Genomic DNA, 12,901 nt, shown 5'->3' on the forward strand with positions numbered 1-12,901 from the left:
TTCGCATACGTGTAATTAGGTAATCCATTACACGCACCGGAAAAAGAAAGGAGCGACAGATGCCTCAAATTTCTCGGCAAGAATACGCGGGTCTATTTGGCCCAACGACTGGCGATAAAATACGTTTGGGTGATACCAATCTGTTTATCGAAATCGAAAAAGACCTGCGTGGATATGGTGAAGAGTCGGTTTACGGTGGCGGTAAGTCACTGCGTGACGGGATGGGGGCGAATAACCATCTGACCCGCGACAACGGTGTACTGGATTTAGTGATAACCAACGTCACTATTGTTGATGCCCGCCTCGGGGTTATCAAAGCAGACGTGGGTATCCGTGATGGTAAAATTGCCGGTATCGGTAAAAGTGGTAACCCGGGCGTGATGGATGGTGTGACTCCGGGAATGGTGGTCGGGGTGAGTACCGATGCTATTTCAGGCGAGCATTTGATTCTCACCGCCGCTGGTATTGATACCCACATTCATTTGATCTCTCCGCAACAGGCATATCATGCTCTCTCCAATGGGGTTGCCACCTTCTTCGGTGGGGGGATTGGCCCAACGGATGGCACTAACGGCACAACCGTAACCCCTGGCCCATGGAACATCCGCCAGATGCTGCGTTCAATCGAAGGTTTACCGGTTAACGTGGGTATTCTGGGTAAAGGTAACTCTTACGGACGTGGCCCTCTGTTAGAACAGGCGATAGCCGGTGTTGTGGGCTATAAAGTCCACGAAGACTGGGGCGCGACTGCCAACGCCTTGCGCCATTCACTACGAATGGCGGATGAAATGGATATTCAGGTTTCCGTGCATACCGACAGTTTGAACGAATGCGGGTATGTGGAAGATACCATTGATGCATTTGAAGGCCGCACTATTCATACCTTCCATACCGAAGGTGCGGGTGGGGGTCATGCGCCGGATATCATCCGAGTCGCCAGCCAGCCGAACGTGCTACCAAGTTCCACTAACCCAACCCTGCCATACGGTGTTAACAGTCAGGCTGAACTGTTCGACATGATTATGGTGTGCCATAACCTTAACCCGAATGTGCCAGCCGACGTCTCCTTCGCTGAAAGCCGCGTCCGTCCAGAAACCATTGCGGCAGAAAACGTACTGCACGATATGGGGGTTATCTCCATGTTCTCCAGTGACTCACAAGCCATGGGGCGTGTTGGGGAAAACTGGCTGCGGGTGATGCAAACAGCGAATGCGATGAAAGCATCGCGCGGTAAATTGCCAGAAGATGCCGCGGGTAACGATAACTTCCGCGTCCTGCGCTATGTGGCAAAAATCACCATTAACCCAGCTATCGCACAAGGTGTCAGCCATGTTATTGGCTCCGTCGAAGTGGGTAAAATGGCCGACCTGGTGCTGTGGGATCCGCGCTTCTTCGGTGCTAAACCTAAGCTGGTTATCAAAGGCGGCATGATCAACTGGGCTGCGATGGGTGACCCTAACGCATCACTGCCAACGCCACAGCCAGTGTTCTATCGTCCAATGTTTGGGGCGATGGGCAAAACTATGCAAGACACTTGCGTCACCTTCGTTTCTCAGGCTGCACTTGATGATGGTGTGAAAGAGAAAGCTGGGCTGGATCGTCAGGTTATTGCGGTTAAAAACTGCCGTACCATTTCTAAACATGATTTGGTGCGTAATGACCAAACACCACACATTGAAGTGGACCCAGAAACCTTTGCGGTGAAAGTGGATGGCGTACATGCCACCTGTGAGCCAATTGAAACAGCGTCAATGAACCAGCGCTACTTCTTTGGCTAATGGATGAGTCTGGACGCAAATCCAGTTTATATAAGCATTCAGCTTGCCCATGGTAACTGTCATCTGGCTCTTGGATGGGGCGATCAACAATTGCTGGGATGAATGACACAGAAAGGGATTTCATTACTGTGGGCAACTGACAGACGCAAGGAGTCAATAACATGATTTTGATAGAGCACATTCTTGGCAATGTGAAAAAAGATCCGGTTTGGCAGGCGAAGCTCAAAGATGCCACTTTCGATCTTTTGGTCTTGGATCAGCGGGAAGCGCAAAAAAGCCGCTGCCGTAAACTCAGTACCCAAGGTCTGGATCTCGGTATTTCTCTCGACCGACACGTTGTTCTTGCTGATGGTGATGTGCTGGCATGGGATGAAAAAACCAATGTCGCGGTAGTGGTACAAATCAATTTGCGCGATGTGATGGTGATTGACTTAAGCGAGTTGAAAAGCCGTTCACCGGATGAGCTGATTAAAACCTGTTTTGAGCTTGGACACGCGCTGGGTAACCAGCACTGGAAAGCGGTCACTAAAAATAATGAGGTTTATGTGCCTCTGACCGTTGCCACCACCATGATGGACTCTGTCATGAGAACTCATGGCTTCCAACATTTGCCTTTCCGTTTTGTCAAAGGGGCGGAGATTCTGCCATTGCTCAGTAATTCTGAGGCCCGACTACTGTTTGGCGGCGCAGAAGACACCGACACCCATGTTCATGTCGCCAGTCCTCTGGATGAACCACATGGTTCCGGTTTACATATTCACGGCATTCATTCTCACGGTGATGGGCATTCGCATAGCCATGATAGCCATGATAGCCATTCGCATAGCCATGATAGTGACCACGGTCATAGCCATAGCCACGGCGATCACGACCACGATCATAAACACTGATCCGGCAGGGAGGCACCGCAATGAATGCATCAGATCTCATTCGTATCATGCAATTTGGTGATTCCGTACTGCCGGTCGGGGCCTTTACGTTTTCCAATGGTGTGGAATCGGCTATTCAGACCGGTGTCGTGCATGACGTGCCGACACTAAAAGGCTTTGTGCTGACGGCGTTAAAGCAGGCCGCGAGCTGTGATGGTATGGGGGTGGTTGCTGCTCATCGAGCCGTAGTCGCCGATGATCGTGACGGCATTATCCGAGCTGATTGGGCGGTGAATAACCGCAAGTTAAATGAAGAAAGCCGCTTGATGGCAACCCGAATGGGGAAAAAATTGGCTGAGATGTCCATTCATGTGGTGGAGCATCCACTGATTAGCTGGTGGCTGGAGCAGATAAAAAGTGGCAATACCGCCGGGACTTACCCCGTGACTCAGGCGGTGGTCATGGCAGCGCAAGGGATTGGGCAGCGGGAAGTGGTCGTGATGCATCAATATGGCGTGGCGATGACGATATTAAGTGCGGCTATGCGTTTGATGCGCGTGACCCATTTCGACACTCAGCATATTTTATTTGAATTAAATCATGATATTGAGAAGTTCTGTGATATTGCCGAAATTGGCGATATTGACCAGATGTCTTCTTATGTCCCTATTGTGGATGTTTTGGCGGCGGTGCATGTGAAAGCGCACGTTCGCTTATTTAGTAATTAACCAGAATGAATTCTGAGTACTAGGTTTTTCTGCCGACCGAGTACAGACCAACATCAGATTAAAATAAAGAGGATTATCCCGTGAATAGCCATTCAACCGACAAACGCAAAAAGATAACCCGTATTGGTATTGGTGGCCCGGTAGGTTCAGGTAAAACCGCCATTATTGAAGTGATTACCCCTATTTTGATTAAACGGGGTATTAAGCCACTGATTATTACCAATGACATCGTGACGACTGAAGATGCCAAACAGGTGAAACGTACACTGAAAGGTATTCTGGATGAAGAGAAGATCCTTGGGGTGGAAACGGGCGCTTGCCCGCATACTGCGGTGCGTGAAGACCCGAGCATGAATATTGCTGCGGTTGAAGAGATGGAAGAGCGCTTCCCTGAAAGCGACCTGATTATGATTGAAAGTGGCGGCGATAACCTGACACTGACCTTCAGCCCGGCACTGGCCGACTTCTATATCTACGTTATTGATGTGGCTGAAGGTGAAAAAATTCCACGGAAAAATGGCCCAGGTCTGGTGCAAGCCGACATTCTGGTCATCAATAAAATTGACCTCGCCCCTTATGTCGGTGCCAGTCTGGATGTGATGGAGAGTGACACTAAAGTGGTGCGCGGCGAACGTCCTTATATCCTCACCAACTGCAAAACTGGACAAGGTATTGAAGAGCTGGTGGATATGATTATGCGCGACTTCCTGTTTACCCACGTACAGCCGCAAGGAGAGCACGCATGACATCGCAGAGCCAGAATATCGTGGAAACTCCTTCACGGGTTCGTGCTCACGCATTAGGTGTTAACGCGCCGGAATTAGCGAAATATCAGGACGAACCGGCGCAAATGCGTAGCGGGGCAGTAGGGAAAAGCGGCTACCTCAAACTGAGATTTGCCAAACGTGAACATCGCAGTATTTTGGCGGAAATGGAAAGACGCGTGCCGTCGTTGGTGCAAAAGGCGTTGTACTGGGATGAAGAGATGCCGGAATTACCTTGTGTCACCATGATTTCTACGTCGGGCTGTATTTTGCAAGGCGACCGGCTAGCCACGGATGTGCTGGTGGAGGCGGGGGCTTGTGCTCATGTCACTACCCAGTCGGCAACCAAAGTTCACATGATGAATGCGAATTATGCTTCACAGATACAGAATTTCACGGTGGAGGAGGGGGGGTATCTGGAGTTTATGCCGGACCCACTCATCCCTCATCGTAATTCTCGCTTTATTACGGAGACCACGATTCATATTCATCCTACGGCGACAGCGATTTATTCAGAAGTGCTGATGTCCGGGCGTAAATATCATCATGAGGATGAGCGCTTTGGCTTTGATGTTTATTCATCGCGAGTCGCTGCACACAATCCGGCAGGTAAAGAGCTGTTTGTTGAGAAGTATGTATTGGAACCGAAGTCAGAAAGCCTTGATGCCATTGGCGTAATGCAATCATTTGATGCATTTGGCAATGTGATTTTATTAACGCCTAAAGAGCACCATGACCGCATTCTGGCGCGAGTCCCGGCCCATTTTGATATCAAGGGTGGGATTGCCAGTGGGGCGACTCGCTTACCCAATGACTGCGGCATTGTATTTAAAGCACTGGGTATCGACAGTGCCGGGGTTAAGGCTGAAATACGGCAGTTCTGGAAAATAGCGCGTGAGGAAATTCTCGGCATTACATTGCCGGAAAAATTCTTATGGCGCTAAGGTGCCACCTAATATCACTTACTGTTGTAGTAAACCATCGCGACATCAGTAAGTGATTCTTGGGACGAGAGCAGCGAACACCGCTGCGGCTTCAAGTAAGAAGGGTAAAATAATGAATGCGAAAACGGGCAATCAAACCGGCTGGGCACAACTCAGTGCTTCAAATGTTTTCATTGAATTTATCGATACAACGCTGCGCGGCTGTGCTCAGGTTATGTTCCAGAATAACCCGCTGACGGGGCTATTCTTCTTCATTGCGATATTTGTCGGCGCTTATGGCGAGGGTAATCCGGCGGTGGCCTATGGCTGTGTGCTGGGGACGGTGGTTGCAACATTTACCGGGCTAACTATGCGCGACCGTAAATCATGGCGCTCGGGGCTATATGGTTATAACGGGTGCCTGGTCGGCGCGGCATTACCTACATTTTTGGTTGCCACACCGGTTGTTTGGGCTTGTATTGTCTTGGGCAGTATCGTGTCAGTGATTGTAATGGCTTGTATCGCTGATATTTTAAAAACCTGGAAAGTAGCGGCGTTAACTGCACCTTTTGTTCTCACCACCTGGATAATATTACTGGCCAGCTACGCCTTTGCCGGTCTCCATAGTAGTGGGTTGCCGACACCAGCGCTGCCGCATGAATTTGTTTTAGATGCTGGAGCACCCGCGGCGGGCAATATTTTCGTCAGCATGTTTAATGGCATCTCTGAAGTCTTCTTATTAAGTAGTTTGATTGGCGGCATTATTTTTGTCATCGGGTTGGCTGTCGAATCACTCTGGGCCGCAGTGTTTGCTCTAGGTGGATCACTACTGGCACTCTTCACCGCCATATTCCTTGGTGCCGATCCCGCCAGTATTGATACCGGGCTTTATGCCTTCAGTGCCGTGTTAACGGCTATCGCGTTAGGTTCGACTTTTAATAAACCCAGTTGGCGTGTTTTGGCTTATACCATTATCGGCGTTATTTTTACGGTGATCGTGCAGGGCGCTCTAAACATCTTATTGTCACCTATCGGTATTCCTACCTTGACGATGCCTTTTGTGCTGGCTTCGTGGTTATTCCTGGTACCGAATAAAGATGTTATGCCAGCACATAGACAATAGCGTTTTATTCTGGAGTACGTATATGACGACTGGAATAGAGAAACGTAGTGCCTTCGGTGATCCGCAAACTAAACGGCGTGCAATCTATTTGCTGATCGGCTTATTAGTAGTTAACGGGTTGGCATGGATTTGGGCCTTTACGGAATTTAATAATAACGCGGTATTGATGGGCATGGCATTTCTGGCTTATAGCTTTGGCTTGCGCCATGCAGTAGATGCTGATCATATCGCTGCTATTGATAACGTGACTCGCAAACTGATGCAGCAGGGGAAAACACCGATTGCGGTCGGGACGTTTTTCTCTCTCGGTCATTCAACTATCGTGATATTAGCATCATTGGCCATTGCTGCGACGGCGATGGCATTTAAGAATAATATGGAGTGGTTCCATGAAACTGGGGGATTGATCGGCACCCTGGTTTCATCGGTATTCTTGTTACTGTTTGCCTTTCTGAATTTAACCATCCTGATTTCAGTGTATAAAAAGTTCAAACAGGTCAAAGCGGGCCATGTGTATAAAGATGACGAACTTGACCTACTGGTGACCAACAATGGTGGTTTGCTCGCCCGTATTTTCAGGCGAGTGTTTAATATGGTCAATAAAAGCTGGCATATGTATCCGGTTGGTTTTTTATTTGGCTTAGGTTTTGATACGGCTACGGAAATTGGTGTATTAGGGCTCTCCGCCGCGAGCGCAAGTCACGGCATAAATTTGTGGTCAATAATGGTTTTCCCGATTTTATTTGCTGCTGGCATGGCTTTAATCGACTCACTCGATAATTTTGTGATGATTGGTGCTTATGGTTGGGCTTTTTCTAAACCGGTACGAAAACTGTATTACAATATTACTATCACGGCAGCCTCGGTTATCATTGCTTTCTTTATCGGCGGTATTGAAGCTTTGGGATTAATTGCAGACAAACTTAATTTAACCGGAGGGATTTGGACGCCAATTAATAATATCAGTGATAATTTAGGTGAAATAGGTTACTGGATTATTGGGATGTTCATACTGTGTTGGTTAATTTCCGCCATTAATTACTATGTTCGTGGTTATGATAAACTGAGTATTAGTGGTTAAGTTTTCATCGCAAAAAATAAGGCACTCATTAATGAGTGCCTTATTCAGCATATCTAATTTTTCAGATTACATATGATGTTTCTTAGCGAAATTTAAAATATCTTGTTTCATTTCGGACAGTTTACTTTCAGGGGACTTTTTACACACTTCGACTACTTTCGGTGTCACGATAGTGTCTGTCTCGTGAAAATCAACATAATCGCCTTTCTTATATTGAGTATCATCATTTAGTACCCAATAGACTACCGGAGTAAATGACTTAGGATTCAGATCCAGGAATTCTTTGCAGGTCATATCACTCGGGGTAGTAGCCGTTGCGCTAGTAGTTGTCGGAGTTGCTGCAAAAGTAGTGGCGGCAGCGGAAAGCAATAAACCAGTCAATGCAATATTACGAAGTGATTTGTAGGACATGCTTACTTCCTTATTTGTCTGTTAGAAATCCACAGAATTAAACTAAGGGTGATAAATATCACTCAGATATGATGACTCCGGCATTATTATTTGCTGGAGTGCAGATATATTATTAGTTATAAGTGGATATAATGCCAATAATTAAATTCATTATCTGACTCATGATTCAGTATGCATAACTTTACAGGCTGTAAAAATAGCTTTAAACAGTATCTTTTTACGATAATAATTATAACCTTTCAGTTTAATTACGTTACGTTAATATTAGATGACTATAAGTGTAAATATCCCTATATATTCGATGAGTTTATCATTTGATTTTTATCAAAAATAACTGAGTTTGACCATGAATTATCTGAGTTTTTATCTATACTTGATTTACCTATAACAATTTTAGTCACTCTATTGATGAAAATATTACAGGAAATTAAATCTAGGTTCTCGATACCACATTGCCTGGCTATCCTGGTAGCAATTAATGGATATCTGGTTTTAAGCCCAGTACTTTTCCGGGCTATCGCCCATTTTTCAGGAGTAACAAATGAGTTCAGTACTTGGAAGGAGGCGCTGAGTTTTCTTGAATTGTTTGAAATTCCAAGATTTATGATTGGTTTGGTACTGATATTGATGGCTATTGCTTTATCCATGAAAACCCGTATCGCCTGGTTTTTCACCGTATTGCTGTTATTTACCATTGTTTCTATCAATATCTTTATTCTAAAAGATCAAAATACACTGACGACTTATTCCATTGTGATTATTGTCGGCTTGCTCTTTTATTGGCGGAAGTTTAATTATCACAGCCTCGCCAGTGGGACGTTTTTTGCTATTGTGAGTATCGCTTCACTGATCGTTTATAGCATGCTGGGCACACTCTACATGGGCGATGAATTTGCGCCAGTAGTCACTGATTTACCGACAGCATTCTATTTCGCGATTGTTTGTATGTCTACGGTGGGGTTCGGGGATATTATCCCGCATACCACGTTGGCACGGATGTTTACGCTTACGGTGATTATTTCCGGTATTACTGTCTTTGCTGCTTCAGTTTCTTCTATTGCCGGGCCGATGATCAGTAATAATATCAAACGCATAGTTAAAGGTAGGGTTTCTGACGTGGAACGTAAAAATCATTTTATTATCGTGGGCACCAGCTCTCTGGCACTGAATGTGTATAACGGTCTGCGAGATCGCGGTGATGAAGTTACGGTGGTGTGTGCTGTAGGTAGCCAACATAATTATCCATCTGATGCGGATATTATCGAGGGCGACCCTTCTTCAGTTGCAACATTGAAATTAGCCGGGGCCGACAAAGCAAAATATATTATCGCGCTGTGTGATAGTGATGCCGATAATGCCTTTACCATTCTGGCTGCTAAAGAAATCGCCGGTGAATCTACCAAAACCTTGGCATTGGTGAATGAAACCGAGAATATGAAGAAAGTTAAACGGGTTGAACCTAGCATGGTCTTCTCTCTGCCATTATTAGGCAGTGAGTTGCTGGTGAGAACCCTGAATGGCGATACCATTAATAATGAACTAATTACCGAGATGTTCTTTGGTAACTGCCAGAAGTTAGATTAATTTTATACTGACTGAGCCGCATCAGTATTCTTGTCACAATGTATAAAACACCCTCTCTATGAGGGTGTTTTCATCTCTATTTCTCGCCAGAATAAAGCTATTCAGCCGCGGTTTGCGGCGCTTTTGGCTTCTCTTTTGGCCCTACCATCAAGCCCAATTCGACAGCAATAAAACCAACAATCAGACTGGCGACTAAATAGCAGATTGAGACAAAAACTTCACTCGGGGTTTTCATCATTTCGACGGCACCAAATACAAAACTGGAAAATGTCGAAAGTCCGCCCATTATCCCTGTTCCCACCATTAAGTGTACGTATTGATTAATTTTACCGTTTTTAAAGCAAGAGGTGGTCAGCCCTAATAAAAATGCAGCGATAATATTGGCGACAAAGATATCCATGGGGAAGCCATCGGCCAGTCTTGGCACTGACATCATGATTAATTCACGACACATGGCACCAAAAGCGCCACCAACAAAAACTAAAATAATAAGATTCGGCATAATCATTATCTCCGATTAATAAATCGTTTCTGCTCAATAAGCCAGCCAGGCACCGAATGCCGCTGCGGCCAGACCGACCAATACAGAAATAATCAGATATCCGGCAGCCATTGCTCTGCCGCGCGCTGTAGCAAGTTTTGCCGCATCTAATTGCATGCTACTAAAGGTGGTATAGCCACCTAAAATACCGGTCAACACCGCAGCATTCATTAAATCGCCATAACGATCACGCCAGTCAATACTGAAAAGAATACTCAGATAGCCAATAACAAACGCTCCTGAAATATTGATGAGAAAAGTACCGAGGGGGAGATTACCTTTATATATCTTGCCAACACCGAGTCCTAGCCACCATCGTAAAAGTGAACCGATGCCGCCACCAAACCCTACCCACATTATGTCAATTGCAGTCATAACAAAGCCCTCAATGGCTATTCGTCAGAGTAGATATAATTGTAGTACAAATAATTTTAGAAATGTTCGAAGAGATCACTTTCATGGGCTGAAGATGGCGCTAAAATAGAAATGCCGTTTCAAAAATACGATAAATGGAGACAGAAGCCATCATGCCTTACAACGCAGATCCTTCCCGCTACAACCAAATGCAATATCGTTTTTGTGGAAAAAGTGGCTTGCAACTTCCCGCATTATCGCTTGGGCTTTGGCATAACTTTAGTTTTAACAATACATTAGAATCGCAACGAACGTTACTGCGCAAAGCTTTTGATCTGGGAATTACCCACTTCGATTTAGCCAATAATTATGGTCCACCGCCGGGTTCGGCTGAGCAGAATTTTGGTAAGTTGTTGCAAGACGACTTTAAGCCTTATCGTGACGAATTAATCATCTCGACCAAAGCAGGTTATAACATGTGGCCTGGCCCTTATGGTGCCGGGAGCTCACGAAAATATCTGCTGGCTAGCTTAGATCAAAGCCTAAAACGTATGGGGCTGGATTATGTGGATATCTTCTATTCCCACCGCGTTGATGAAAACACGCCAATGGAAGAAACTGCATCGGCTTTAGCTCAGGCAGTGCAAAGCGGCAAAGCACTGTATGTCGGCATTTCATCCTACTCAACTGAGCGCACCGCCAAAATGGTGGAATTATTGCAAGAGTGGAAAATCCCATTACTGATCCATCAGCCTTCCTACAATATTCTTAACCGTTGGGTTGAGCAGACGAATCTATTAGATACCCTGGATAAGCACGGTGTGGGGTGTATTGCCTTCACACCACTGGCGCAAGGGTTGTTAACTGGGAAATACCTCAATGGTATCCCGGATGATTCGCGGATGAAAAAAGAAGCCGGCGGCTCGCTGAAAGAAAACATGCTGTCCGCAGCAAATCTGCATAGCATCAAGTTGTTGAATGAATTAGCTGAACAGCGTGGGCAATCATTGGCACAAATGGCATTGAGCTGGTTACTGAAAGATAGCCGTGTGACGTCCGTTTTGATTGGTGCCAGTCGGCCTGAACAACTTGAGGAAAATTGTGCTGCACTGAATAATCTTACATTCACAGCGGCAGAGTTAACCGCTATTGATCAGCATGTTACCGACGGTCAGCTAAATCTGTGGCAAGCTTCATCAGACCGGTAATTTGAGGTTACAGAGTCTGTATTAGGAGTAATGCAAAAGCCGGAAAGTTTCTCCGGCTTTTTGTTGTCAGCAGCAGACTTACTATGGGGTCGTTGCGAGACCGACTTTCAGAAGTTTACCGTTGCTCTCATCGGTTAACAGGTAAACATAACCGTCGGGCCCGACGCGCACGTCACGGATGCGTTCAGCGCGATCTCCTAGCAGGCGCTCCTCGGAAATCACTTTATCGTCATCGAGTTGCAAGCGAATTAACTCTTTCTGAGCCAATGCGCCAATAAACAACGAATGTTGCCAACTGGGGAAGCGAGCGGCATCATAAAATGCCATGCCACTGATACCTGGAGATTTTTCCCAATAGTATGCGGGCTGTTGGGTGCCATCGACATGAGTGCCTTTGGCCTCAGGGATGGCGAGGCCGGAATAGTTCACTCCGTGAGTAGCCAATGGCCAGCCATAGTTTTTCCCGGCTATCAGGATATTAATCTCATCACCGCCTTTAGGCCCATGTTCATTGGACCACATCACTCCACTCCATGGGTTAAGCGCCAACCCTTGCGGATTACGATGACCATAGGACCAGATCTCTGGCCTTGCGGGAGACTTATTAGCAAATGGATTATCTTTTGGTACCTTACCGTCAAGGGTTAGACGCACAGCTTTACCCTGATGTAAGCTCAGATCCTGGGCGGTAGGGCGCTGATTATTCTCACCCAAGGTAATAAAAATATGCTCTTGCTCATCAAAGGCCAATTTTCCACCGAAGTGATTGCCCGTCGATAATTTGGGCTGTTGGCGGAAAAATACCTTGAAGTTTTCAATCGCTGTGCCTTGAGGATTAAGGCGGCCATAGCCCACTGCGGTACCGGCTTTTCCCTCTTTCCCCTCCTCAGCGAAACTGAGGTATACGCGGCGATCTTGAGTAAATTTCGGTGATAAGGCCACTTCGAATAGGCCGCCTTGCCCCTTGGCATAAACTGCGGGCACCCCTTGCAACGGGGCTGATAATGGCTTTCCTGGCTGCCATAAACGCAATTGCCCGGCGCGTTCAGTAATGAGAATTCCGCCGTTATCAGGCAAGAATGCCAGTGACCAAGGATGATCAAGTCCATCTTGTAATTCAGTGACTGTTACGGTGGGAGAAGGGGCGGCTAACACGGGCGTCGAGATAAACACACTGAGCACGAGCAATCTAACTAATTGCCAGCTCAGGCGATAGGTCGGTGTTCTATTTCCAAATAACGTCATCACTCACTCCATAAATGTGCAAACACCTGTTAACTTTAGAGTATTAATAGAAAATCGGCTATTTCGAATCAAAAACCTGTGATGCTGAACAGCAGATTAGCGACGCAGTGATAGTTAAAATAGCGGCATGGACTTCGCTTCACGAATAAAGCCGCCAGCAAAAACTGCGATAAAAAGTGGAAAAGTTTGGATGAAACGATTATCAAACCAATAAGATTCCCTAATTTATCCTTTCAGATGTTTCAATTCATTTTTACTGTTTTATTTTGTTGCTTATCAATAGGCAAATAAA

Annotated in this window: 13 protein-coding genes; 9 read left to right on the plus strand and 4 right to left on the minus strand. The window is 46.1% G+C overall.

Annotated features, from left to right (window positions below):
- Positions 1-59 precede the first annotated feature (59 nt).
- The 7 genes from N0H69_RS08350 (at position 60) to N0H69_RS08380 (ending at position 7,266) form a co-directional block, all read left to right on the plus strand.
- Positions 60-1,778: an urease subunit alpha gene (locus N0H69_RS08350; protein ID WP_050108256.1), complete on the plus strand. Its 1,719-nt coding sequence runs from the start codon at positions 60-62 to the stop codon at positions 1,776-1,778.
- A 161-nt stretch (positions 1,779-1,939) separates the two neighbouring features.
- Positions 1,940-2,668, plus strand: coding sequence for an urease accessory protein UreE (ureE, locus tag N0H69_RS08355; protein WP_050151771.1), 729 nt, complete (start codon positions 1,940-1,942; stop codon positions 2,666-2,668).
- 20 nt (positions 2,669-2,688) lie between these two features.
- A complete protein-coding gene (locus N0H69_RS08360; RefSeq protein WP_050108252.1) occupies positions 2,689-3,375 on the plus strand; it encodes an urease accessory protein UreF in 687 nt (228 codons plus the stop codon).
- 80 nt (positions 3,376-3,455) lie between these two features.
- Positions 3,456-4,121 (plus strand): urease accessory protein UreG, encoded by a 666-nt coding sequence (gene ureG / locus N0H69_RS08365; RefSeq protein WP_050108250.1) that lies wholly within the window; start codon positions 3,456-3,458, stop codon positions 4,119-4,121.
- Positions 4,118-5,083 (plus strand): urease accessory protein UreD, encoded by a 966-nt coding sequence (locus tag N0H69_RS08370; RefSeq protein WP_050108248.1) that lies wholly within the window; start codon positions 4,118-4,120, stop codon positions 5,081-5,083. The genes ureG and N0H69_RS08370 overlap by 4 nt, the downstream gene beginning before the upstream one ends.
- 112 nt (positions 5,084-5,195) lie before the next feature.
- Positions 5,196-6,185 carry an urea transporter gene (gene yut, locus N0H69_RS08375; protein WP_050108246.1) on the plus strand — a complete coding sequence of 330 codons (990 nt, stop codon included), beginning with the start codon at positions 5,196-5,198 and terminating at the stop codon, positions 6,183-6,185.
- Positions 6,186-6,207: 22 nt separating this feature from the next.
- Positions 6,208-7,266 (plus strand): HoxN/HupN/NixA family nickel/cobalt transporter, encoded by a 1,059-nt coding sequence (locus tag N0H69_RS08380; protein ID WP_050108245.1) that lies wholly within the window; start codon positions 6,208-6,210, stop codon positions 7,264-7,266.
- 66 nt (positions 7,267-7,332) lie between these two features.
- On the opposite strand, the gene hdeB is transcribed toward N0H69_RS08380, so the two are convergent.
- Complete coding sequence (hdeB, locus tag N0H69_RS08385) at positions 7,333-7,677, minus strand: acid-activated periplasmic chaperone HdeB (protein ID WP_004711572.1); 345 nt, start codon at positions 7,675-7,677, stop codon at positions 7,333-7,335.
- A gap of 408 nt (positions 7,678-8,085) precedes the next feature.
- On the opposite strand from hdeB, the gene kch reads away from it, so the two are divergent.
- Positions 8,086-9,261, plus strand: coding sequence for a voltage-gated potassium channel protein (kch, locus tag N0H69_RS08390; RefSeq protein ID WP_050108243.1), 1,176 nt, complete (start codon positions 8,086-8,088; stop codon positions 9,259-9,261).
- A 97-nt stretch (positions 9,262-9,358) separates the two neighbouring features.
- Here kch and crcB read toward each other — a convergent pair whose 3' ends face one another.
- On the minus strand, positions 9,359-9,763 hold the full coding sequence (gene crcB / locus N0H69_RS08395) for a fluoride efflux transporter CrcB (RefSeq protein WP_050108241.1): 405 nt from the start codon (positions 9,761-9,763) through the stop codon (positions 9,359-9,361).
- A 33-nt stretch (positions 9,764-9,796) separates the two neighbouring features.
- A complete protein-coding gene (locus N0H69_RS08400) occupies positions 9,797-10,177 on the minus strand; it encodes a fluoride efflux transporter FluC (RefSeq protein ID WP_050151772.1) in 381 nt (126 codons plus the stop codon).
- A 152-nt stretch (positions 10,178-10,329) separates the two neighbouring features.
- On the opposite strand from N0H69_RS08400, the gene mgrA reads away from it, so the two are divergent.
- Positions 10,330-11,364 carry an L-glyceraldehyde 3-phosphate reductase gene (gene mgrA, locus N0H69_RS08405; RefSeq protein WP_050123016.1) on the plus strand — a complete coding sequence of 345 codons (1,035 nt, stop codon included), beginning with the start codon at positions 10,330-10,332 and terminating at the stop codon, positions 11,362-11,364.
- Positions 11,365-11,445: 81 nt separating this feature from the next.
- On the opposite strand, the gene N0H69_RS08410 is transcribed toward mgrA, so the two are convergent.
- Entirely contained in the window at positions 11,446-12,609 is a 1,164-nt protein-coding gene (locus N0H69_RS08410; RefSeq protein WP_050151773.1) for a PQQ-dependent sugar dehydrogenase, read from the minus strand.
- Positions 12,610-12,901 lie beyond the last annotated feature (292 nt).

The organism is Yersinia alsatica, assembly GCF_025133195.1.
GTDB classification, from domain to species: domain Bacteria; phylum Pseudomonadota; class Gammaproteobacteria; order Enterobacterales; family Enterobacteriaceae; genus Yersinia; species Yersinia alsatica.